General features: G+C 50.5%; 23 protein-coding genes. 10 read left to right on the top strand and 13 right to left on the bottom strand.

The window, feature by feature from the left end; translation table 11 throughout:
- Window positions 1-84: 84 nt before the first annotated feature.
- From ACFRAM_RS07935 to ACFRAM_RS07925, 3 genes are read right to left on the bottom strand one after another with little or no spacing between them, the layout of a single operon-like run.
- Complete coding sequence (locus ACFRAM_RS07935) at window positions 85-669, bottom strand: TetR-like C-terminal domain-containing protein (RefSeq protein ID WP_379465419.1); 585 nt, start codon at window positions 667-669, stop codon at window positions 85-87.
- Window positions 670-699: 30 nt separating this feature from the next.
- Window positions 700-1,095 carry a hypothetical protein gene (locus tag ACFRAM_RS07930; protein WP_379465417.1) on the bottom strand — a complete coding sequence of 132 codons (396 nt, stop codon included), beginning with the start codon at window positions 1,093-1,095 and terminating at the stop codon, window positions 700-702.
- 46 nt (window positions 1,096-1,141) lie between these two features.
- Window positions 1,142-1,657 carry a hypothetical protein gene (locus ACFRAM_RS07925; protein WP_379465415.1) on the bottom strand — a complete coding sequence of 172 codons (516 nt, stop codon included), beginning with the start codon at window positions 1,655-1,657 and terminating at the stop codon, window positions 1,142-1,144.
- A 255-nt stretch (window positions 1,658-1,912) separates the two neighbouring features.
- On the opposite strand from ACFRAM_RS07925, the gene ACFRAM_RS07920 reads away from it, so the two are divergent.
- From ACFRAM_RS07920 to ACFRAM_RS07905, 4 genes are read left to right on the top strand one after another with little or no spacing between them, the layout of a single operon-like run.
- Entirely contained in the window at window positions 1,913-2,578 is a 666-nt protein-coding gene (locus tag ACFRAM_RS07920) for an amino acid ABC transporter permease (RefSeq protein ID WP_379465413.1), read from the top strand.
- On the top strand, window positions 2,559-3,236 hold the full coding sequence (locus ACFRAM_RS07915) for an amino acid ABC transporter permease (protein ID WP_379465411.1): 678 nt from the start codon (window positions 2,559-2,561) through the stop codon (window positions 3,234-3,236). Before ACFRAM_RS07920 ends, ACFRAM_RS07915 begins: the two co-directional genes overlap by 20 nt.
- A 22-nt stretch (window positions 3,237-3,258) precedes the next feature.
- On the top strand, window positions 3,259-4,014 hold the full coding sequence (locus ACFRAM_RS07910; protein WP_379465409.1) for an amino acid ABC transporter ATP-binding protein: 756 nt from the start codon (window positions 3,259-3,261) through the stop codon (window positions 4,012-4,014).
- Between the two features lie 21 nt (window positions 4,015-4,035).
- Window positions 4,036-4,917, top strand: a complete 882-nt coding sequence (locus ACFRAM_RS07905; protein WP_379465407.1) for a cysteine ABC transporter substrate-binding protein — start codon at window positions 4,036-4,038, stop codon at window positions 4,915-4,917.
- 63 nt (window positions 4,918-4,980) lie between these two features.
- Here the strand turns inward: ACFRAM_RS07905 and ACFRAM_RS07900 are convergent, their stop codons facing one another.
- Complete coding sequence (locus tag ACFRAM_RS07900) at window positions 4,981-6,015, bottom strand: RluA family pseudouridine synthase (protein WP_379465405.1); 1,035 nt, start codon at window positions 6,013-6,015, stop codon at window positions 4,981-4,983.
- A 169-nt stretch (window positions 6,016-6,184) separates the two neighbouring features.
- Here ACFRAM_RS07900 and recQ point away from each other — a divergent pair, with 169 nt between their 5' ends.
- From recQ to ACFRAM_RS07885, 3 genes are read left to right on the top strand one after another with little or no spacing between them, the layout of a single operon-like run.
- Window positions 6,185-8,020 (top strand): DNA helicase RecQ, encoded by a 1,836-nt coding sequence (gene recQ / locus ACFRAM_RS07895; protein WP_379465403.1) that lies wholly within the window; start codon window positions 6,185-6,187, stop codon window positions 8,018-8,020.
- Between the two features lie 14 nt (window positions 8,021-8,034).
- On the top strand, window positions 8,035-9,945 hold the full coding sequence (locus ACFRAM_RS07890; RefSeq protein ID WP_379465401.1) for a B12-binding domain-containing radical SAM protein: 1,911 nt from the start codon (window positions 8,035-8,037) through the stop codon (window positions 9,943-9,945).
- On the top strand, window positions 9,942-11,027 hold the full coding sequence (locus tag ACFRAM_RS07885; protein ID WP_379465399.1) for a nucleotidyltransferase family protein: 1,086 nt from the start codon (window positions 9,942-9,944) through the stop codon (window positions 11,025-11,027). The genes ACFRAM_RS07890 and ACFRAM_RS07885 overlap by 4 nt, the downstream gene beginning before the upstream one ends.
- A 69-nt stretch (window positions 11,028-11,096) precedes the next feature.
- On the opposite strand, the gene ACFRAM_RS07880 is transcribed toward ACFRAM_RS07885, so the two are convergent.
- The 7 genes from ACFRAM_RS07880 to mnmL all read right to left on the bottom strand — a co-directional run bounded on the left by ACFRAM_RS07880 (window position 11,097) and on the right by mnmL (window position 16,457).
- The gene (locus ACFRAM_RS07880; RefSeq protein ID WP_379465397.1) at window positions 11,097-11,975 is read right to left on the bottom strand and encodes a class I SAM-dependent methyltransferase; all 879 of its coding nucleotides are present in this window, start codon (window positions 11,973-11,975) and stop codon (window positions 11,097-11,099) included.
- Window positions 11,976-12,228: 253 nt separating this feature from the next.
- A complete protein-coding gene (locus ACFRAM_RS07875) occupies window positions 12,229-12,312 on the bottom strand; it encodes a putative holin-like toxin (RefSeq protein WP_139084961.1) in 84 nt (27 codons plus the stop codon).
- A 175-nt stretch (window positions 12,313-12,487) separates the two neighbouring features.
- Entirely contained in the window at window positions 12,488-13,441 is a 954-nt protein-coding gene (locus ACFRAM_RS07870; protein ID WP_379465395.1) for an alpha/beta fold hydrolase, read from the bottom strand.
- A 52-nt stretch (window positions 13,442-13,493) separates the two neighbouring features.
- Window positions 13,494-14,462, bottom strand: a complete 969-nt coding sequence (locus tag ACFRAM_RS07865) for a type I phosphomannose isomerase catalytic subunit (RefSeq protein ID WP_379465393.1) — start codon at window positions 14,460-14,462, stop codon at window positions 13,494-13,496.
- A 39-nt stretch (window positions 14,463-14,501) separates the two neighbouring features.
- A complete protein-coding gene (locus ACFRAM_RS07860) occupies window positions 14,502-14,894 on the bottom strand; it encodes a VOC family protein (RefSeq protein WP_379465391.1) in 393 nt (130 codons plus the stop codon).
- Window positions 14,895-14,901: 7 nt separating this feature from the next.
- Complete coding sequence (gene mnmM / locus ACFRAM_RS07855; protein WP_379465389.1) at window positions 14,902-15,501, bottom strand: tRNA 5-(aminomethyl)-2-thiouridylate-methyltransferase MnmM; 600 nt, start codon at window positions 15,499-15,501, stop codon at window positions 14,902-14,904.
- Window positions 15,501-16,457 carry a tRNA modification radical SAM protein MnmL/YtqA gene (gene mnmL, locus ACFRAM_RS07850; protein ID WP_379465387.1) on the bottom strand — a complete coding sequence of 319 codons (957 nt, stop codon included), beginning with the start codon at window positions 16,455-16,457 and terminating at the stop codon, window positions 15,501-15,503. The genes mnmM and mnmL overlap by 1 nt, the downstream gene beginning before the upstream one ends.
- A 311-nt stretch (window positions 16,458-16,768) precedes the next feature.
- Between mnmL and ACFRAM_RS07845 the strand changes: the two genes are divergently transcribed.
- Both ACFRAM_RS07845 and trmB read left to right on the top strand, forming a co-directional pair.
- The gene (locus tag ACFRAM_RS07845) at window positions 16,769-16,951 is read left to right on the top strand and encodes a hypothetical protein (protein ID WP_175369999.1); all 183 of its coding nucleotides are present in this window, start codon (window positions 16,769-16,771) and stop codon (window positions 16,949-16,951) included.
- 194 nt (window positions 16,952-17,145) lie between these two features.
- Complete coding sequence (gene trmB / locus ACFRAM_RS07840; RefSeq protein ID WP_379465385.1) at window positions 17,146-17,862, top strand: tRNA (guanosine(46)-N7)-methyltransferase TrmB; 717 nt, start codon at window positions 17,146-17,148, stop codon at window positions 17,860-17,862.
- A gap of 85 nt (window positions 17,863-17,947) precedes the next feature.
- On the opposite strand, the gene ACFRAM_RS07835 is transcribed toward trmB, so the two are convergent.
- Window positions 17,948-19,063 carry an MGDG synthase family glycosyltransferase gene (locus tag ACFRAM_RS07835; RefSeq protein ID WP_379465383.1) on the bottom strand — a complete coding sequence of 372 codons (1,116 nt, stop codon included), beginning with the start codon at window positions 19,061-19,063 and terminating at the stop codon, window positions 17,948-17,950.
- Window positions 19,064-19,115: 52 nt separating this feature from the next.
- Window positions 19,116-19,643: a phosphatase PAP2 family protein gene (locus ACFRAM_RS07830; protein ID WP_379465381.1), complete on the bottom strand. Its 528-nt coding sequence runs from the start codon at window positions 19,641-19,643 to the stop codon at window positions 19,116-19,118.
- Window positions 19,644-20,048: 405 nt separating this feature from the next.
- Between ACFRAM_RS07830 and ACFRAM_RS07825 the strand changes: the two genes are divergently transcribed.
- Complete coding sequence (locus tag ACFRAM_RS07825) at window positions 20,049-21,287, top strand: glycosyltransferase family 2 protein (RefSeq protein ID WP_379465379.1); 1,239 nt, start codon at window positions 20,049-20,051, stop codon at window positions 21,285-21,287.
- Window positions 21,288-21,305 lie beyond the last annotated feature (18 nt).

The raw sequence follows: 21,305 nt of genomic DNA, 5'->3' as shown, positions 1-21,305 counted from the left end.
TGTCTAGTTTTTAGACAGGATTCAAAGAACTTCGCGAGGCATTCTTAAGAACGACTGCTTCGTAAAATCAGATTTGAATCAGATCTATAGGGATGAAGCCGACTTGTTGCCGTACGTGTGTAGGGCCTTAACAAAGTTGCCCTCGAGCAGTTCGCTTAGCTTTTCTATAATCTGCTTGGGTGGCTCCTTCATGCCGTTTCTTATCCATTGAATGACTAATCCGGTAAAAGCCAGTGTATAAAAGTTAGCTATGAATTCTTTATCGGTACTACTCACTTCCAGTCCTTCGGACAGCTCACGAATGACCCCCATGATCATGTCATGGGTCACTGAATAGAGATAGGCATCGAGATGATTCCGGCCTAGGGAATCCAGGGTGTTGCAGCAGAAGGCCTTGTTGCTCTCAATATAGCAGAATATTCTATAGAAACAGTCCGTCCACGTGTTAAAGCTTCGATACTGGGCGATGCTTTCCAGCGCCTCTGTAGTATAGATCCAGCCTAGCAACTCAAAAATATCCTGAAAATGATAGTAAAAGGTCTGTCTGTTCAGTCCACAATCATCTACAAGATGCTTGACGGTTATTTTGTTCAGCGGAGTATGCTCCATCAGACCTTTCAGTGAGTGGGCCAGCGCATTTTTGGTAAGTATGGCATTAGACAAAGACATCACCTCCACATGTAATTGCAACGTGTGAAACTAGGAATTTCTCCACCACTTGGCCAGCCGCACGATGCCTTCTACGATCAACCCGAAGACGAAGCCTCCGAGTGATAATACAGAGAAAGCGAAAAACCCCGTAAGATCCTGCCAGCCGGACATTTCCCTGGAGCTGTAAGTGAACATCACAAGAAAGCCTGCGGCAATCCCGACAGTTGCCATCATCCAGACCAACCGGGCACCAAGCCATCCGAAGGTATGCAGAACAGCGGATATCGTTAGGGCAAACAGGGCGAACCGCAGCAGAAGCGTAGCTTCAAAAGGCCGTCCGAGCAAGACGAAGCGATTCAGGCAGAGCAGCAGCCACAGAAGCAGACTGTAAATCCCCATCCACCGAAACCAGCGAGCTTCTTTGGCAGAAGGCAGAAATGACATAGTGACATTCTCCATTCTCGATTAGAGTTTGGCTGCAGAGTAGAAACTATAGATTTCCAAGGGCTTCGGCACTTTGCAAGACATGCTTCAACAGCTCAGGAATATCCTCCATCTGTTCCTCAGTAATCTGCCGCTTGAACTGTAATTCAACGCAGTTATGATAGCTATCCTCTTCCTGACCGTATATAAAAGACAAGGACTGCACTGGCTGCAGATCCGGCCCCCAAATGGTATTCAGTGCACTGGCTATAGTCGGGCATTCCTTAGTGGCATCGCTTATTTGCATATAAAAGCGTAGTAGCAGATGACAGCCGGGATCACTTCCCGGCGTCTCCAAAATTTCATCGCTCAGCTCTTTTACAGAGGAACGAAGTACAATCTCGGAGGTAATATTCCGGTTCCCGATGAGCTGGAAGGAAAGCATAAATTCCCGGGACATGATCGCCAGATCCAGCAGATCTGACCGGTCTGTAACAATAAGGAGTCCATCCAGGTTGTCGTAGTCGTAAATTTGGTTCTCGATAGCAATTTTAATATTATCAAAGACGGTAGGATGGAACATGAGGGCACCTTCTTACTTTTATTTTTATTGTAACATGCCGCTAGACAGGGTTAAAAATGCATAAAACTTAGTTGACAAGTTGGAATTATATGAATATTATAAGTGTCGCAGGATGTAATTTATTTCCTTAAAATTGAATTAATTAAGAGATACATATGATTCATAGAGTTCGTGTATTTATATAACCAATAAAATTCATGCGTATAGTGAGTTTTATTGAAGGATTTTATTTTCTGGGACAGAGTGGGTGTGCATATGCAATTAAATTGGGAGTTTATGATAGAGAGCTTGCCGCTGTATGGTGCAGCGATGTGGCTGACCTTCAAGCTGGCCTTCTGGGGGATTCTATTCTCACTGCTGATCGGCCTGGTGTTCAGTGTGATTTTATATTACAAGGTCAAGGTCGTTAGTCCTGTGATCCTTGCTTATGTGGAGCTTTCCCGGAATACGCCGCTGCTGGTGCAACTGTTCTTCCTGTACTATGGCTTGCCTAAGGTCGGTGTTCATCTGAGTGAGACGGCTTGTGCCATCATCGGTCTGACTTTTCTCGGAGGGAGTTATATGACAGAAGCATTCCGTAGTGGGATCGAAGCCGTAGGGAGAACTCAGATAGAATCCGGTCTAAGTATTGGACTGTCCAAGGTTCAGCTGGCGAGATATGTGATCCTTCCGCAGGCGTTTGCGATCAGTATTCCGTCACTGGGGGCTAATGTAATATTCCTGCTCAAAGAGACGTCCATTGTCGGAGCCATCGCTCTGATGGATCTGATGAATGTGGCTAAGGATCTCATCGGCATGTATTACAAGACGGCGGAATCGCTGCTGCTGCTGGTGCTGGCCTATCTGGTGATGGTGCTGCCACTGTCGCTGGTGCTGAGCTGGGTGGAAAGGAAGGTACGATATGCAGAATTCGGGGATTAGGGTGTTGTTTGAAGGCTCCAATTTTGAGCGCCTATTGGGCGGTCTGCTGGTCACGATAGAAATTGCATTTATCTCCATTATTATCGGCGTAGTGCTTGGAACGATTATGGGCCTCTTGCGGACACTGAATTCCCGGCCGCTGAAGTTCATTTTGCGACTGTATCTGGAGGCGTTCAGAATCATACCAATCCTGGTCTGGTTGTACGTGGTGCATTTCGGATTCTCTCCGCTGCTCGGCATTGATATAGACGGGGAAGTGACAGCCATCCTTGTGTTCAGCCTGTGGGGTGCGGCAGAAATCGGCGACATTGTCCGGGGAGGATTGGAATCCCTGCCTCGTCATCAACTGGAATCGGGAAAGGCGCTTGGCCTCGGCACCCGGCAGTTATACCGCTATATTCTTATTCCGCAGGCCGTGCGGCGAATGCTGCCCGGGGCGATTAATCTGGCAACACGGATGGTTAAAACGACTTCCCTGGTCGTGCTGATCGGAGTGATCGACGTGGTGAAGATCGGACAGCAGATTATAGAGCTCGGCGTGATCAAAGCGCCGACGGCATCCTTTTGGGTATACGGATTCATCTTCATTCTTTATTTTCTTGTCTGTTATCCGTTATCCAGACTATCCAAGAGGGTAGAGCGCCGATGGCAAAATTAGATATTAGGAAGGACAGATAGCGATGGCACACTCGGAGGAAATTTTGCTGGAGATAGAAGGATTGGAGAAGACCTTTGGTGACCGTAAAGTGCTGGAGGGGATACACCTGCAAGTGGGCAAAGGAGAAGTGCTCGTCATTCTTGGTCCCTCCGGCTGTGGGAAGAGCACCTTTCTACGATGTCTTAACGGCCTGGAGCCTGTCCAGGCTGGAAGGATTCATTATCGAAGTCAGGATCTGGCGAAGCCTGATGTAGATTTTCGCGAGGTGCGGCAGCATATTGGCATGGTATTCCAGAATTACGAGCTGTTCCCGCATATGACGGTCATCGAGAACATTCTGCTCGGCCCGCTGAAGGTGCAGAAGCGCAGCAGAGACGAAGCGCAGCGGCAGGCGGAGCAGCTGCTGGAGCGAGTGGGATTGCTGGACCGTAAGGATGCCTTCCCTCGCCAGTTGTCTGGAGGACAAAAGCAGCGGATTGCCATTGTTCGGGCACTGTGTATGAATCCTGAAATCATGCTCTTCGATGAAGTTACCGCTTCGCTTGATCCCGAGATGGTGAGAGAGGTGCTTGAAGTCATATTAGGGCTGGCCAAGCAGGGAATGACGATGCTTATCGTCACCCATGAGATGGGATTCGCCAGGTCTGTCGGGGACCGGATTGTCTTCATGGATCAAGGGAAAATTTGCGAGATATCTTCACCGGAACAGTTTTTCACCTCACCGTCGACAGAACGTGCCCAGCATTTTCTGGATATATTTCAGTACGACAAATTATAGACTTAAGGGAGATGAAGAGAGATGAGAAAAGGATTAAAGTTGTTAACGACTATCGTGTTGACCAGTTTGCTAGTGGTGGGTGTTGCGGCTTGCGGCAATGGCAATGAGGACAAGAACAGTGGCAGTACCGGCTCCTCCAAGTTCGCTTCGATTGAGCAGTTGAAGAAGAACGGCAAAATCCGGATTGGTGTATTTGCGGACAAACCACCGTTTGGTTACGTAGATTCGGAGGGCAAAAACCAGGGATTCGACGTCTATATTGCCAAGCGTTTTGCGAAGGACTTGCTAGGCGATGAATCCAAGGCGGAGTTTGTTCTGGTGGACGCCGCCAGCCGTGTAGCGTATTTGGAATCCAATAAAGTAGATATTATTATGGCGAACTTCACGGTGACCGATGAACGGAAGGAAAAGGTCGATTTTGCTGATCCGTACATGAAGCTGTCCTTCGGGATTGTATCGCCGGACAGTGCGCCGATCACTGCCATTGATCAGCTGAAGGAGAAGGGCAAGAAGCTGATTGTCGCTAAAGGCACAACGGCTGAATCTTATTTCACCAAGGAGTATCCGGACGTGGAGCTGCTGAAATTTGATCAATACACAGAAATTTTCGCTGCACTCAAAGATGGACGCGGCGCGGCGATTGCCAACGATAATACCGAGCTAATCGCCTGGGCTAAGTCCAATCCCGGCTTTACAGTTAGCATCCCCGAGTTCGGCGGCCAGGACACCATTGCTCCAGCGGTAGCCAAGGGCAACAAGGAACTGCTGGACTGGATTAACAACGAGCTGGGCACGCTGGGCAAGGAAAAATTCATTCACGAGGCGTATAACGAGACCTTGAAAGAGGTATACGGGGAAGGCTTTACCGATCAACTGGTCGTAGAGGGCGGTAAAGTGGAGTAAGGCTTAAACATAGAAAAAGTCTGTCCCTCAGCTATGTTGATAGCTTGATGGGACAGACTTTTTTTATTTTATCGGCTCAGGCGAAGTATACTTCAGGAACGCTTTAGGGATCGGGCTCTCGAAGGTCAGTAATTCTTCTGTTCCCGGATGAACAAAGGATAGAACACGGGCATGCAGTCCGAGTCTGCCTACGGTTTTGGTCTCTGCTCCGTATTTCTTGTCACCCGCAATAGGATGGCCAATGTCGGCCATGTGGACACGGATCTGATTCTTCCGCCCCGTCTCCAGTTGTACTTCCAGCAGGGAGAAGTGGCGATTGGACTGGATCAGCTTGTAATGGGTAACAGCGTGCAGGCCGTCGCCTTCATAAGGGCTGGAATACATCTTGAGCGTAGCGGTTTCCTTCAGCCAGGAGCTGACGGTGCCTTCCGGTTTTTTAACTGCTCCTTCAACAAGCGCCACGTAAGAGCGTTCTTTCACAGTATCTTTCCAGGTATTCTGCAAGGCCTGCTGGATCCGTTCGCTTTTGGCAAACATCATGACTCCTGAGGTGTCGCGGTCCAGACGATGTACGACGAAGATACGATTCTTCGGATTGCTGCGACGGACATGCTCCATAAGCTGGCGGTAGGCGGTCACTTCATTTTCTTCACCAGTAGCAATGGACAGCAGTCCCGCATCCTTCTGGATCACGATGATATCATCGTCCTCATGTACTATAGTGAGTCCGTTCAGCACTTCTGGCTGCACAGGTTTTTCCGTTTCGATCACAATGCTATAGCCCGGTTGAAGCTGGTAATTATGCTGGGTTGTCGACTTGCCATTGACCGATACCTGACCACGGGCGAGGATGGATTTGATCGCATTGCGTCCACGTCCGCTGATGTGACTGAGCAAAAAGGATAACAGTTCCGCTGGCTCGGTTACTGTATAGGTTTTTGGTGGTGCCGGTGTCTTCACCTTAGCATTTGGTTTGCTGTTAGGTTTGCTATGGGTTCTGGCCCCAGCCTTGGGTTGTGCTTTGTGTTGGGATTTACTTTTATGGGCAGGCTTCGCAGTTCTTGCAGAGGTCTCCCCGGGATTTCGTCTTGTGTTCATGTATGCATTCTCCGTCCTCTGATATTGTACTCTTCAATATACCATGGGCTCTGAAGAATTACTATTGTTGTAAAGAGGAAAAGAGAGCTGGAAATGTGGTTGGGCGGTTGCTCATTACTCCCATGCCCGGTAAACTAAAGAGAGATAGATCTAAGGAGTTATGATAGAGATGACTATGCAAGCACCTACTATGGAACAGGCGCAGGTTGAACTGCAAAAATATTACGGCTATCCCGATTTTCGGGAGGGTCAAAAGAAAATCGTCGGAAATCTGCTGGAAGGCCGCGACACACTAGGCATCATGCCTACTGGGGGCGGGAAATCCATCTGTTATCAGGTGCCAGCCCTGCTGATGCCGGGCCTCACACTGGTAATCTCTCCTCTGATCTCGCTGATGAAGGATCAGGTGGATGCGCTCACTACGGCGGGCATCCCGGCTGCGTATATCAACAGTACGCTCAGCGGCAAGGAGGTCAATGAACGCATCCGGGCGGCGCGCCGGGGCGACTTGAAGCTGCTATATGTCGCACCGGAACGCCTGGAACTGGACTGGTTCCGCTTGGAAATGGCGGGATTGTCCATTTCTTGTGTAGCTGTGGACGAGGCGCACTGTGTCTCCCAGTGGGGGCATGACTTCCGTACCAGCTATCTTGCCGTATCGCCATTCGTAGATGAACTGCCACAGCGGCCGATTCTGGCAGCATTCACGGCGACGGCTACGCCGGAGGTCATGGAGGATATCGTCCGTCTGCTGCGCCTGCGCGAGCCGGGTGTCTTCATGACCGGACTTGGGCGAGACAATCTGGCGATGTCCGTCCTGCGCGGCGAGAACAAGCGTGAGTTCGTAATGGACTACGCGGCTTCGCATACACACCAGCCGGGCATTATTTATGCGGCGACCCGTAAGGACGTTGACGATCTGTATCAACGGCTGCTAAGCAGCGGGATTGCTGCTGGACGCTATCATGCCGGTATGAATGACCAGGAACGGGCGGAGAGCCAGGAGAGCTTTCTCTATGACGACATCAGGGTGATGGTGGCGACAAATGCGTTTGGTATGGGGATCGATAAGTCCAACGTCCGTTATGTCATTCACTACAACATGCCGAAGAATATGGAGGCCTACGTTCAGGAAGCGGGCCGTGCCGGACGGGACGGTGAGCCAAGTCAGTGTATTCTGCTGTTCAGCGCCCAGGATATCATGACCCAGAAATTCCTGATCGAGCAGAATCCGCAGGACCCGGAGCGTAAAGCCAATGAATACCGCAAGCTTCAGCAGATGATCGAATACTGTTATTCCACCCGGTGTCTGCGCAGCGCGCAGCTCGATTATTTTGGCGAGGTCCATAAGGACAAGTCTTGTGGTATTTGTAGCTCCTGTACCGATGAGCGTGAGTTAGTGGACATGACGGTGGATGCGCAAAAAATCTTCTCCTGCATTCATCGCATGCGTGAGCGCTTTGGCGTTGCTTTAGTGGCCTCTGTGCTGAAAGGCTCTCGCAATCAGAAAGTGCTGCAATATGGCTTCGAGTCGCTGCCCACCCATGGCGCGATGTCCGGAAGAACGGAGAAGGAGATTACCGAGAGCATTAACGTGCTGATCTCGGAAGGATATCTGGCCCTGTCGGAGGGACAGTATCCGGTAGTTCGCTTACAGCTTCCGGCTGCGGAGGTGCTGCGCGGTCAGCGTCAAGTGCTGCAACGGGTGGCGCGGCCTTCGCGGACAGGGTCATCTTCAGGCTCACGGGATCGCAGCCGGGTGCGTGACCTGTCGCCGTCGGCGGTTAACGAGACGGTGTTCGAGCAGCTTCGCTTGATCCGGCGGGAGCTGGCAGGCCGGGAGCATGTGCCGTCCTACATTATTTTCAATGATGCGACCCTGCGTGAGATGAGTGTGGTTTGCCCGCAGACCGAAGCGGAAATGCTGAGGGTGAAGGGTGTCGGTGAAGTGAAATACCGCAAGTATGGCAAGCCGTTCCTTGAGTTTTTCCAAAATGACATGTAAAGAGGGCGCTGCGCATGAAAATCATCCTGGCTACATTAAATGCCAAGTACATTCACACCTCGTTAGCGATTCGCCTGCTCAAGGCGTATAGTCAGCATGAATTCAGTGATATTCATTTGGCGGAGTACACAATTAAGGACCCTGTAATGAATATGGTATCTGACCTGTTCCAGAGACGTCCGGATGTGATCGGCTTCTCCTGCTATATCTGGAATATCGAGGAGACGATCAAGCTGATTGCTATCCTCAAGAAAGTCATGCCCGAAGTGACGATTGTGCTTGGCGGACCGGAAGTGTCTTATGAGCCGCTGTACTGGATGAAGCGCGAGCCTGGTATTGATTTTATAGTCAATGGTGACGGCGAAGAGACGTTTCATCATTTGCTCCAGGAGCTGCGGGACGACCGCAAGTTCCATTTTGTATACGGCGTCGCTTATCGCAAGGGAGAGGAATTGATCGTCAATCCGCCTAGGCCGAAAAGCGATCTGAACACATTGCCAACGCCGCATCGGTTTCCCGATGATCTGCCGGACTTAAGCAAGCGGATCGTTTATTTTGAGACCAGCCGGGGCTGTCCCTTTAACTGTCAATTCTGCCTGTCCAGTATTGAGGTCGGTGTCCGGTATTATGATATTGAGCGCGTGAAGTCGGACCTGCTCTACCTGATTGACAATGGAGCCAAGATTATCAAGTTCCTTGATCGAACCTTTAATATTAACCGCAATTATGCGATGGAAATGTTCCAGTTCCTGATCGATAATCACCGGGGTTGTGTGTTCCAATTTGAGATTACGGCGGATATCATGCGGCCAGAGGTGCTGGATTTTCTGGCGGAAAATGCGCCGCCGGGGATCTTCAGGTTCGAGATTGGCGTGCAGTCGACCAACGATGAGACGAATGAACTGGTCAAACGCCGTCAGAACTTTGCGAAACTGTCGCGTACGGTCATGAAGATTAAGGCCAGTGGCAATATAGACCAGCATCTGGATCTGATCGCCGGACTGCCGCAGGAGGATTACGCAACGTTCCGCAAGACCTTTAACGATGTGTTTGCAATGGAGCCGGAGGAGCTGCAATTAGGCTTTTTGAAAATGCTGCGTGGCACCGGGCTGCGCACGCAGGCGGCCAAATATGAGTACACGTATATGGAGCACGCTCCTTATGAAATTTTGAGTAGCCACGTGATGCCTTTTGGCGACATTATCCGCCTGAAGCGGCTGGAGGATGTGCTGGAGAAATACTGGAACAGCCACCGTCTGGATCATTCAGTCAAGTATCTGATCCGTCATGTGTTTCCATCACCCTTTGATTTCTTTCAGGAATTCGGCGATTACTGGGAGGAACGGGGCTGGCAGAAGATCGGCCATCAGCTCGAGGATCTGTTCACCAGGCTGCATGATTTCCTAACAGAGCGTGGTACACCATCGATGGAGATCATCACCGGACTGATGAAGCTCGACTACTTCCTTGGACATAAGTACAAGCCGCGTAAAATCTGGTGGGAGCCTACACTCGGCAAGTCACAGTGGGCTTCCTGGTTGAAGGAAATTGCTGCGAATCCAGAAATTCTGTCCACGGGACTTGCAGGAGCAAGGTCGGGAATCAACGAGCGCGAGCTGCAAAAATATGCCGTGCTGGAACTGCTGCCCTTCCCGCTTGCGGAAGTGCTGACATCGATCAGCGGCTTGCGTGCTGATGAGAGCATGATCACCGCCGAAACCGGGGCCCAAGCAACTGTTCCAGGTGAGGAAGGATTGTCTACCCTTCCATCTGCACAGGCGAACATCTCCACTCTCGTCGCCGATGCTAGGGCGGGCGAGAGCACATTGCTCATCGTGCTGTACCAGCAGGAGGAGAGCGGGAAGCCGCATTATTACGCCATGCCTGTTAGTGAAGGCGAAAGAGAAAGAGGGGCGTATTCGTGAATCTAGCGATTTCATTGGCTCTGTATCAGGATCAATATAAGGAGGCGCTGTTTCGTTTTTACCTTCCAGAAGAGCAAGAGCAATTCACCGGTATGCCTGCAGATACATTGGAGGAAGCGCTGGCGGATGAGAACAGAATGGCCGTTGTCATCCTAGAAGGAGAGCGGCCGGTCGGCTTCTTCATTCTTCATGGTGGTGATGGAATTTCTGACTTCTATCCGAATCCTTTCGGGGCACTGCTGCTTCGTGCTTTCCTGATTGATTATGCACACCAGGGGAAAGGTTATGCCAAGACAGCGCTGTTATTGCTGCCGCAGTTCGTACGGATGCATTTTCCAACGGTAAGGGAAGTGGTTCTTGCTGTGAATGAAAGGAACCTTCCGGCAGAACGCTTGTATTCCCAGGCGGGGTTTGTCGATCATGGGATGCGCCGAACCGGGGAAAGGGGCCTGCAGAAAATTCTTCAGTACGATCTGCACTCTTACCCGGCACTAGAAAATCCAGGAGAGGGTGAGGGGTTAAAACAAAGGTTGATCGACATTATCACCGGAAGCCCCTGGTTAATGAACTTATTTCACGGTGCTCAAGCATTGGAGCCTTACCCCTATTACATTGGTGCAGGTTGTCTTGTCCAGACAGTCTGGAATGAGCTGACCGGGAGACCGCTCCATTATGGGATTGAAGATATTGATATTGTCTATTACGACAGTACTGATCTTAGCTTCGAGAGCGAAGACGCAATGATTTTGAAAGCCAAGACGTTGTTCGCAGATATTCCTATTCCTCTTGATCTGAAAAATCAGGCCCGTGTCCACCTATGGTACCGCGACAAATTCGGAATTGATCTCCAGCCCTACATTTCATTGGAAGCGTCGCTTGATACTTGGCCAACAACGGCAACTTGCCTAGGCGCAAGGATGAATAAGGAGGGTAGCTGGAAAATTTATGCCCCTTATGGTCTGGAAGATTTATTTGCACTGACCATTCGTCCCAATAAGGTGCTGATCAATGAAACGATTTACCTTAGTAAGGCACAAAAATGGGTAAATAAATGGCCGGAGCTGCAAATTGTGCCCTGGTAAATCGCTCTATTCATCTCTAACACAAAGACACCTTCGGGCTAGTTGCCTAAAGGTGTTTTCGTCGCTATGTTAAGCGAAATGGTCAGAGTACCGCCGTTCACTCTTTTTAGCGACAGCTAGCATATGCGGACTCATCCCCAGTAAGCTTTCCTGCTCTTCAACCAGTGCGCATAGTTTCAGTAGTTCCGCTCTACTGTAAGCGTTCTTCCACTTCTTAGCAAGTGCAGGCACGATCCACACCGGCCCTTCAACAGCTAACGTCTTAGTGTCCATGAAGCCTGCTTCGGCAAGTTCGCTATTCAATTCCTCAGGCAGGTGGAAAAAGGCCCGGGAGATAAAAGAAGGATAGGCCTCCGGCCGAATATGCTGGCCATTTGTCAGTTCCTGTGTAATCATTGCTGAAAAAACGGGATCTTCCAAATAGTCGTTTTGCCCTCCGTATACAGATAGTCCCCATAAGGTTGAGCTGAAGCGGGAAATCGCAGAGACAATGATAATTCCGCCGGGTTTTAGAACTCTCTTGGCTTCATGTAGCGCCGCTATTCGTTCTTCTCGTTCAGGTAAATGATAGAGCGGTCCCATCAGTAATACAAGATCCGCGCTATAATCAGGCCGCGCAATGCTTCGGGCATCGGCAACCTCAATGGTATGAATGGGGACGACTTTGCTGGAGTCCTGAAAGGCTCGCGCATATTCCACGGCTTTGGGTGCAAGCTCGAACATATGAACCTCATGTCCCATTTCTGCCAGCCACCTGGAGTAAACGCCTATGCCTCCGCCGATATCGTAGATGACTTTTCTATCGGTATTGCTAATAGAGATGTATCTGGAGATAATCTCTTTGGTGCGCTCCCATTCAATAACACCGATGCCGCGCTCTAGACGTCCAATTTCTCCACCATCATTGTAGTAGTCGAGAATCTGCTTCATACCATCCAAAACAGTCACGTGTATCAGCCTCCTTATTATGAGAAGTATTTTACAGCCCATGAAGTAAAGACAGCTGTGACAAATTTGCTTTATGAGCAACCCGTATATATTATGATCTGGGTTGTGATTATGTAATAATATGGATTGTGCTATAATAGGTATGAAAAAGGAGCCGTGCGGCAAACACGGTTCCCAGCGTACAACCACTGCTTCATAGCAGTCGGCCGTTATCGCTTGTGTGTGGAATAGACCGTTACCTTGCCGGGTCGGTCTATTTCTTTTTTAGATAGGCGAGCAACGCGAGTATAAACATGCCAAAAGCGAACATTAAAGTTAGAGCATCCTTGACTTCCATTCGTGTCACCTCCTTTAGTAAGGAGATAGACCGTGGCTAATTAAAGCAGTGTTTGTACAGTAGAATCATATCATATTTATAAAATCAAAAAATCGAGCATTAGTAGATTTATAGCGAAGAATAAAAAGACAGGCTACTCCGTAATTTGGAATGGCCTGTCTTTATTTATCTAGGATTAGGACTGTAGCAGTGCCTTCCCGGCGGGAAGATGATGCACCAGCCAATCCAGTACATCTGCGGTAACCTGATCGCGGTTAACTTCATTTAGCATCTCGTGCCGCCCTCCGGGGTATAACCGGCAGGCCACATCCTGAATTCCCTTGTTTTTATACAACTCTGCCAGCTTCAGCACACCTTTGCCCTTCATGCCGACAGGGTCCAGCTCCCCAGAGAACAGATACACTGGTTTGTCTGTGCATAAGGAGGCGAGTGATGTCTCGGAATGGATATCACGCAGCAGCCGGAAGAAGTCGCGGAAAAAGCGGGTAGTGCAGATCGCGCCGCAAAAAGGGTCGGATACAAAGCGGTCAACCTCATCCGCATCGCTGCTTAGCCAGTCAAATGGGGTTCTTGTCGGCAAGAACCCGTGGTTGTAGCTGCCGAATACAAGGCCGTTCAACAACACGCTGCGATGCAGTTCTCCTTGAAGGCGGTACTGGAGGTTGGCCAGGGATTCCCCGATACTAAGCATACTGCGCGGTCCGTTGGTGCCGCTGAGAATATACCCGGCATAGGTGGAGCTGCCCTCTTCGCACATCAGCTTTTGGGCCAGAAAGGAGCCCATGCTATGTGCAAACAGAAAGATCGGCAGATCTCTGTGCCTGGAGGTTGCAATCTCAGCGACCTGCAGCAGATTACGACGCATCCAGTAGAAGCCATCCTCACCAGTATCGCCAAGCAGATTCACTTGGCCTGCTGTTTTACCATGGCCCCGGTGATCGTTGGCATATACGGTATATCCCGCTGATGTCAGCGCCTTCGCGAAGCGGGCATAGCGGGCCGCCGTCTCGGACATCCCATGCGAGATTTGCACGATGCCCCTGACGGTAGCACCGGGCTCCGGCAGCCATTCATAAACATGTATATCGACCCCGATGGGATCAGTCATTGTAAAACTATTTTCCAACATAGCCCTTCCTCCTGAAAAAGATTGTGGGCAAAGACACTGGAATTAAGAAAACTTATGGCAAATAGGAGCGAAGCACCGTGGATTGGCCTTCGATTCCGTAAGCCCCCAGATTAGCTGGCAACAGGTAGCATTCGCCTGCGGCGTAAGGCTGTGATCCGCCTTCCCAGGTCAGATGACCGCTGCCTTCACAGATGACCAGGATAGTGAAGCTGTCCGGAGTAGTGGCGAGATTCCATTCACCTTGAACAATTCCTTTTTCTACAATGAAATAAGGGGAGGCAGCAAGCTGCAGCCATTCTCCAGGGACTGCACTGTCCGTCTTCATGGAAGTGGCTCCCGCGCCTTCGTAAGCCGTTACGTTAAGGGAATCCTCGACATGAAGCTCACGCGGCTTGCCGTCCAGACCCGGACGGTCGTAGTCATAGATACGGTATGTAGTATCCGAGTTCTGTTGAATCTCGGCGACAACAACACCCGCACACAGGGCGTGCACTGTTCCGGCCGGAATGTAGAATGTATCGCCTGCCGATACAGAGACTTCTTGCAGCGTGTCCATGACTGTACCGTTCTCCAGTGCTTGACGCAATGTTTCGCGGTCAACGCCTTCTTTCAATCCGTAGATGATTTTCGCATCCGGTTTAGCGTCAAGAACGTACCACATTTCTGTTTTGCCCAGTTCGCCCTTCGGTAATCCTTCGTAATCATCGGTAGGATGTACCTGTACGGAAAGATTGTCGTTGCAGTCCAGGAGTTTGATCAGGAGCGGAAATCTGCCGCCGGCTTCTGAAATACCTTTGCTGCCGAACCATTCCCGTCCGTATTGTTCACGGATTTGATCCAGACCTTGTCCGGCAAGGTCTCCGTTGACCACGGAAGAAGTTCCGTTGGGATGGTCGGCAATCATCCAGCCTTCACCGATATGGCCTTCTGGCAGGTCCAGTCCGAATTTCTCCAGGGCACGTCCGCCCCAAACGCGTTCTTTGAATTCCGGTTGAAATTTCAATGGATAAGGTTGAGTCATGATTACATCTTCCTCTCTGATAGTAAAATTTAGCTGCTGTTAGACCTTACGGGTGGATGCAAAAAACTCAATTTTTTCATGATCCGGTCCGTCAAAAAAGAAAAACCGGCTGCCGCCTTCCAATTGGCGGATAGCGGTCAGGCCCTCAAGGCCAAGACTTTCTATTCGCTGGTACTCTGCCTCGATATCGGAGACCGTAAAGGCGATGTGACTGACCCGGCCTTCATCAGGCAGGCCCTCCCATAGGGACTCAATCAACTCCACTTCGACAGAGGCTTGTCCCGGAAAAGAGAGAAAGGCCAGTCGCAGACGGTCTCCCGGCTCACCGACCGTTTCGGCCAGCGTCAGGCCAATGACGTCGCGATAGAAATCAATCGAGGGCTCGAGAGATGAGACCTTGATCCCAACATGCTCAATTTTGTGTACGGCCATGCGGTGTTCAGCTCCTTTTCTTCTTTTCCAGCGCCAGGCAGTAAGGGGCTGACGCCCGCTGAATCTGGCGGTATACAATGCTTTGGGCGACGACAGGCGGGACGGCGGAGGCCCAAGACTCCACGGCGGCGGCTTCCAGATCGCCGCCGTCATGCCCGGGATACAGCACCGCCGTGATGATCCCGCCGGGGCGCAGCAGCTCCAGCGCAGCTTCCAGAGCCGCAAGGGAGCTGTCGGGCTGGGTGATGATGGTCTTATCGGCATCTCCCGCAGGGAGATAGCCGAGATTGAACATCACCGCCGACACGGTTCCGGGCCAATCTCCCGGAACCGCTTCAAGCATAGCGGCGTGGCTGCGCTGCAGCAGCGTTACCGGGGACAGTGTCCCCGGTAGCGCCTCGCCCGCCGCGCGGAGGCGCTCTTCAGCCAGCGCGAGCGCCTCCGCCTGGATGTCGAAGCCGCGGACTTCGCCTCGCGGTCCGCAGAGCTTGGCCAGGAACAGGGTATCTGCCCCTGTTCCGACCGTGGCATCGATGGCGCGGCCGCCGGAGGTTAGCCGCTCGGCGGTCAGCTTCTGGGCGAAGCTGAGAACAGAATAGAAGCCCATCAGCGCTGCCTCCAGTACTTGCCCTGCCAGGAGTTCCGGGCAATCAGCTCTTTATCGATGCCGTTGAGGACCTCCCATTTCTTGAGGCTCCACATCGGCCCAATGAGCAGATCGCGCGGCGCATCACCGGTTAGACGGTGCACAATCATCTCCGGGGGCAGAATTTCCAGAGAATCGACAATCAATTTGATATATTCGTCCTGCTCCATAAAGCGAAGCAAGCCGGCTTCATACTGCTTCACCATCGGCGTCTTGCGCATGAGGTGAAGCAGGTGGATCTTGATGCCCTGTACATCCATTTTGGCTACGGCTGAGACCGTCTCCAGCATCATTTCATGGGTTTCCTGTGGAAGTCCGTGAATGATGTGTGTACAGATTCGAATATCGTGCTTGCGCAGCTTTTCGACAGCTTCCAGATAACAGGCTGTATCATGGGCGCGGTTAATCAGCTCTGAAGTGGAGTCATGGATCGTCTGAAGACCCATTTCCACCCAAAGGTAGGTACGCTTGTTCAGCTCTGCCAGATACTCGACCACATCATCTGGCAGGCAGTCCGGCCGGGTAGCGATAGACAGCCCGATAACCCCTGGCTGCTGAAGAATAACTTCAAAATATTCTCTCAGTTCTTCTACAGGGGCGTAAGTATTAGTGTATGCCTGGAAATAGCCGATGTACTTGGCATTCGGCCATTTGAGATGCTGCCGGTCACGTACCTTGTTGAACTGGGTAATGAGATCGTCACGACGGCTGCCGGCAAAATCGCCAGAGCCCCGCGCGCTGCAGAAGGTGCAGCCGCCCTTGGCAATGGATCCGTCCCGGTTCGGGCAAGTGAAACCGGCGTCGAGCATGACTTTGAACACTTTTGTATTCATCTGCTCGCGCATTTCGTAGTTCCAGGTATGAAAACGTTTATCTCCCCACAGAGGGACAGAGGAGGGCTCTAATAGGTTGAACATGGGTTGCTCCTTTGAAATTCGGTTCATTCTCTGCTATACGGTTAGTATATCGGCTTATAAAGAAGACGCAAGTAATTTTATCATGCGCCATGAGTCCAAACCATTGTACCAAAAATCATCGCGAAGCGTAACAATATGCACTTCAAATACCGCTAAAATTTAGGCTTGAAAGCAGAAAAATTGGCTTGTTAATACTTACACCTTATGTTATATTTGAAATGTAAAAAGTCAGCAATATCAATGGATTTTCCTTTCTTGAATTCATACTTTCGTGTCGTCCGGTCCATACTAATAACCGTGAGGTGATATCGATGAATTCTCAAGCGGCATATGCCGATGGCAAAGGTTCAATTGACGTTACGTTAACCCCTGATGAGGCGCTTGCACTGACAGGTGTAGAATTTAACGGTAACCACAAGATTAAGACAGAAGCGCAGCGCAAGATTCGCAACGCTTTCGAGAAGACACTCGATTTCAATTCCGGAACAAGGTAAGCTGAGCACACCACTGGTAGTGTAGTGCGGCATGACCCGATTTCAATACAAATCAGTAAGGGATTCTCGCAGCAGCCTTCCTTGGGCTGGTGTAGAGGATTCTTTTTTTTGCCGTTATACCTTTACTTTTGGGGACAAGTTCGGCACAATATTGCAAGTGACAGTTATAGCAATCGATAAGCGGAGGAATACGCATGCGTTTACGTGGAAGAAAAGGAATACGCGAAAGTCTCGAGGGCCAGACTGATCTGGTTGTTCTCGACCCCCGTAGCCATAAAGGGCAGTGGTCTGCCTTGTTCGGGAATGACCATCCGATTCATGTCGAATTCGGAATGGGCAAAGGGCAGTTTATCAGCCAAATGAGCTCCAAATACCCTGATATTAACTTTATCGGTGTGGACATGTACGATGAATTGATCCGCCGTGCCGGAGAAAAAGCGAGAGCCGTATGGGAGCCGCAAGGTCATGAGACCCCGCCTAACCTGAAGCTGGCGCTTGCCAATATCAACTATGCGGAAGAAGTATTTGCTCCAGGAGAGCTGGAACGCATCTATCTGAACTTCAGCGATCCTTGGCCGAAGAGCAAGCATGCCCGTCGTCGTTTAACGCATCCGCGTTTTCTCGACAAATATCGCGGCCTGCTGAGCCCTTTGGGTGAGATTCATTTGAAGACGGATTCCAGAAGCCTGTTCGAGTTCTCGCTCAATGCCTTTGCGGATTTTGGGTTGCAAATGAAGAACATTTCGCTTGATCTGCATACGGACGGCGTTATCAATGAAGAACATGTGATGACTGAATATGAGACGAAGTTCTACGGACGGGGTGTCAACATTCACCGCTGCGAAGCCATTGTGGGGTCAGAAGCGCTTGAACGTTATCAGGCTACTCGGCTGGACAAATACAGACTTTAATCGCATTAGAATAAAAGCCGGCAAGCCTCCGTGTTCACGGGGACTTGCCGGCTTTTATTTGCGGCCCTGGGGCCGCTGTTAGCTTTTACTCTAACATATCGAGAATGCTCTGGGCACTCTGCAAGGGATGATAGCGGGCGATTCGTTCCAAATGGTGACTCCGCTTGTTCTGCAGATCCTCATAGTTGTTCAGCAGGCGTTCCATCCATTTGACGACAACATCGAGGGATTCAATGGGCTCGCCGAATCCAGCCGCCGTGAAATATCGACAGTTTTCTTCCTCCTGCCCGGGCAGGGGATGATGGAAGAGCATCGGAATGCCTTTAGCCAGACCTTCGCTACAGGTCATACCGCCTGGCTTGGTGACGAGCAGATCAGATACCTCCATCAGCTTGTCGACCTCACGGGTGAAGCCGATGAGGTGGATATTAGGGTGGTTGTATACCGGGTTTCCGCGCATTTCCTCCAGAAGCTTCTCATTCTGGCCGAGACAAAATACAATTTGGATTTGCTCCCGGTACCCTGCCAGGAAATGATTTACAGTCTCGTCATTCATCATTCCCCAGCCGCCTCCCATGACCATTACCGTTGGCTTATCACGAAGACCAAACTGCTCCAGAATTTCCTGTCTGCCAGGATGCTCCCAGAAATTGGGGTGCACCGGCATCCCCGTAACCTGTATACTGGCAGAGGCAACTCCGCGGCGGAGCAGCTTGGATCTGACTTCCGGCGTAGAGACAAAATAACGGTCCACATGCGGACTGATCCAACTGGCATGCGCATCGTAATCGGTGATGACAGTGCAGAGCGGAACTTTAAAATCCGGGTCCAGCCGCTTCATACGCGAGATCACCGCACTGGGAATAAAGTGGGTGCACACGATAATGTCCGGCTGCAACTGCTTGATAATATTTTTGGTATGGGTATAAAAAATGCGATGCAGGGCAAGCGTGGTAAGGCGGTTAAATGATTTCTGATGACGGTAGACATACCCCATCAGCCGCGGCTGAGTGGTCACCGTTTTTCGATAAGCAGATACAATAATAGGCGCCATTTTAGGATTTAGAAAATTCCCCAATTCAAGCACCTTCGTTTGAACATTGGGCGACAGCTTGCGCAGGCTGCTTGACAGCGCGTAGGCTGCCTGCGTATGACCTGCGCCAAAGCCTTCCGACAGTAACAGCACTCTTTTTTTGCGCAATGTATAATTCACCTGTTCTCAAAAGGGATTCTAATAGTCCAGCCTATCTTGCTCAGGGCCAAAAGGCAATCGTGCCGGCGGCAACTCCGGTACCAATCACAGCACCTGCAAGCACATCGGACGGATAATGCAGGCCCAGGTACATCCGTGAGAATCCGACAATGCCTCCTAATGGGAGCAACACAAAGGCGAGCGGCGGAAAGGCTGCCATATAAGGAACGAGCCAAGCAAAGATAGCAGTAGTATGACCTGATGGAAAAGAATGATCCTTAAGCGGGTTGCGAAATGTCCGAGTACCCGGAAGCGCCAGATAGGGGCGTCTGCGCGGATACAGCTTCTTGGCGATAGCTACAGGCACATGGCTAACAGCTAGCGAAACCAGCGCCTGAAACGCCGTTGTTCTCCATGGTTGGGGAGAGAAGGCCCAAATCAGCAGATTGGTGCCGATTGCGATCGTTGCTCCGCCCAAATGCGTGAGATGGTAAAGCCAGAAGTTCAAAAACCGGTTATGCATCCGGCCGTTAATCCATTGAAAAAGACGCCGCTCCCAGAGATGCAGTTTCATGAATAAATGTCTCATATCGTTGTCCCTCCGCTAGTCCGGCTATCGGTTTAGCATTGATGCGGCACTCCGTTCTTAAAAAGTGAAGCCGTCTTAATCATACTTTTTTAAGGGAGCCCATTCAAGAAAAAGCTCAGCTTTGCGCGAAAATTGCCAGTTTTGACTTGGGATACCCTTACGCCTTACAATGATTCAAGCGGGCCGAACGTGTTTAAAAGGTAACAGAGAAAAAAGGGTTTCTGCATCAGGAAATCCGACCAGCCCTTAAGCGCGGAACATATAAAAAACCGGAACCCTGCCAACAATAAGTGAATGCTTGTAGTCTATTTTGTAAGGGATGCAACAAAAGGGTCAGAAAGAACGTTTTACAAGCTAGAGAGAAAAAGAACACCAAGAGTGTAAAAAGGGGGCATTAAAAAGATCATGACAGACGCACTGTTTGTTTCGCTCCAAGTGATCTTGGCGGCGATTGCGATTTACCAGTTTGCGTTCTCGCTGTTCGGACTGCACAAGAAAAAAAGAAAAGAGCAGTTTAAGCCGGAAAAATCGTTTGCGGTACTCGTTGCGGCGCACAACGAGGAAGAAGTCGTCGGCGCACTGATGGAAAACCTGAAACAGCTTAATTATCCGCCGGAGCTGTACGATGTATTCGTTATTTGCGACAATTGTACGGACGGGACGGCCCGGATAGTACGTGAGCATGGCATGAATGCCTGTGTCCGTACCAACGCCAATCTGAGAGGTAAGGGCTATGCGATTGAATGGATGCTCAAGGAACTGTGGGGCATGCAGCGTCAGTATGACGCCGTCGTGATGTTCGATGCCGATAACTTGGCACACACGGAATTCTTGATGGAAATGAACAATGACCTCTGCTCCGGGGCACGAGTAATCCAAGGCTACATTGATACGAAGAACCCGGAAGATTCATGGATTACGGCCGCTTACGGGGTATCCTACTGGTATATCAACCGTCTATGGCAGCTCTCCCGCCATAACCTTGGCATGGCGAATTTCCTTGGCGGTACCGGCATGTGCTTTGAGACCAAACTGCTGAAGGAGATGGGTTGGGGAGCAACGAGTCTGGTCGAGGATCTGGAGTTCACGATGCGCAGCGCTTCGAAGGGTGTATATCCGAAGTTCAACTATGACGCTAAAGTCTTCGACGAGAAACCTTTGACCTTCAAGGCTTCCTCAAGACAACGCCTGCGCTGGATGCAGGGACACTTCACCGTGGCCCGTCGTTATTTCTTCCCGCTGCTATGGCAGAGTATCAAGGAGCGCAGCTTGACGAAGTTTGACCTCGCCCTGTATGGGGCAAATGTATATATTGTGCTGCTTACTTTCCTGATGACTGCTGTGATGTGGATCGACAATGCCTTTTTTGACGGACCGAACATCGCTAATATTTATGGACATCTTCCATTATGGCTGGGCTTTGTGGCTGTAGGCGGGAATCTGCTTACGTTCTTCTTGGCGATGATCTTAGAGAAGGTTAAGTTCAAGAAGGTATATGCGTATTTAATTCTGTTCCCGATCTACCTGATCTCGTGGTATCCGATTACGTTCTATGCGTTCTTCACGCAGAACAACAAGCAATGGAGCCACACCAAGCATACGCGTGTCGTAAGGCTGGAGGAAGTGCAGAGCAAGCAAGGGTAACAGCTGGATAATGTTTTT

Source organism: Paenibacillus sp. NPDC056722 (assembly GCF_042790635.1).
Taxonomy (GTDB): domain Bacteria; phylum Bacillota; class Bacilli; order Paenibacillales; family Paenibacillaceae; genus Paenibacillus_AQ; species Paenibacillus_AQ agri.
Note: the sequence above shows the minus strand (reverse complement) of the source record. Positions and strands in the feature narration are given on the sequence as shown.

Excerpts from the sequence above, each read along its gene's own strand:
- ACFRAM_RS07935 (WP_379465419.1), bottom strand. The coding sequence starts at position 669 with ATGTCTTTGTCTAATGCCATACTTACCAAAAATGCGCTGGCCCACTCA.
- ACFRAM_RS07930 (WP_379465417.1), bottom strand. The coding sequence starts at position 1,095 with ATGTCATTTCTGCCTTCTGCCAAAGAAGCTCGCTGGTTTCGGTGGATG.
- ACFRAM_RS07925 (WP_379465415.1), bottom strand. The coding sequence starts at position 1,657 with ATGTTCCATCCTACCGTCTTTGATAATATTAAAATTGCTATCGAGAAC.
- ACFRAM_RS07920 (WP_379465413.1), top strand. The coding sequence starts at position 1,913 with ATGCAATTAAATTGGGAGTTTATGATAGAGAGCTTGCCGCTGTATGGT.
- ACFRAM_RS07915 (WP_379465411.1), top strand. The coding sequence starts at position 2,559 with ATGCAGAATTCGGGGATTAGGGTGTTGTTTGAAGGCTCCAATTTTGAG.
- ACFRAM_RS07910 (WP_379465409.1), top strand. The coding sequence starts at position 3,259 with ATGGCACACTCGGAGGAAATTTTGCTGGAGATAGAAGGATTGGAGAAG.
- ACFRAM_RS07905 (WP_379465407.1), top strand. The coding sequence starts at position 4,036 with ATGAGAAAAGGATTAAAGTTGTTAACGACTATCGTGTTGACCAGTTTG.
- ACFRAM_RS07900 (WP_379465405.1), bottom strand. The coding sequence starts at position 6,015 with ATGAACACAAGACGAAATCCCGGGGAGACCTCTGCAAGAACTGCGAAG.
- recQ (WP_379465403.1), top strand. The coding sequence starts at position 6,185 with ATGACTATGCAAGCACCTACTATGGAACAGGCGCAGGTTGAACTGCAA.
- ACFRAM_RS07890 (WP_379465401.1), top strand. The coding sequence starts at position 8,035 with ATGAAAATCATCCTGGCTACATTAAATGCCAAGTACATTCACACCTCG.
- ACFRAM_RS07875 (WP_139084961.1), bottom strand. The coding sequence starts at position 12,312 with ATGGAAGTCAAGGATGCTCTAACTTTAATGTTCGCTTTTGGCATGTTT.
- ACFRAM_RS07870 (WP_379465395.1), bottom strand. The coding sequence starts at position 13,441 with ATGTTGGAAAATAGTTTTACAATGACTGATCCCATCGGGGTCGATATA.
- ACFRAM_RS07865 (WP_379465393.1), bottom strand. The coding sequence starts at position 14,462 with ATGACTCAACCTTATCCATTGAAATTTCAACCGGAATTCAAAGAACGC.
- ACFRAM_RS07860 (WP_379465391.1), bottom strand. The coding sequence starts at position 14,894 with ATGGCCGTACACAAAATTGAGCATGTTGGGATCAAGGTCTCATCTCTC.
- mnmM (WP_379465389.1), bottom strand. The coding sequence starts at position 15,501 with ATGGGCTTCTATTCTGTTCTCAGCTTCGCCCAGAAGCTGACCGCCGAG.
- mnmL (WP_379465387.1), bottom strand. The coding sequence starts at position 16,457 with ATGTTCAACCTATTAGAGCCCTCCTCTGTCCCTCTGTGGGGAGATAAA.
- ACFRAM_RS07845 (WP_175369999.1), top strand. The coding sequence starts at position 16,769 with ATGAATTCTCAAGCGGCATATGCCGATGGCAAAGGTTCAATTGACGTT.
- trmB (WP_379465385.1), top strand. The coding sequence starts at position 17,146 with ATGCGTTTACGTGGAAGAAAAGGAATACGCGAAAGTCTCGAGGGCCAG.
- ACFRAM_RS07830 (WP_379465381.1), bottom strand. The coding sequence starts at position 19,643 with ATGAGACATTTATTCATGAAACTGCATCTCTGGGAGCGGCGTCTTTTT.
- ACFRAM_RS07825 (WP_379465379.1), top strand. The coding sequence starts at position 20,049 with ATGACAGACGCACTGTTTGTTTCGCTCCAAGTGATCTTGGCGGCGATT.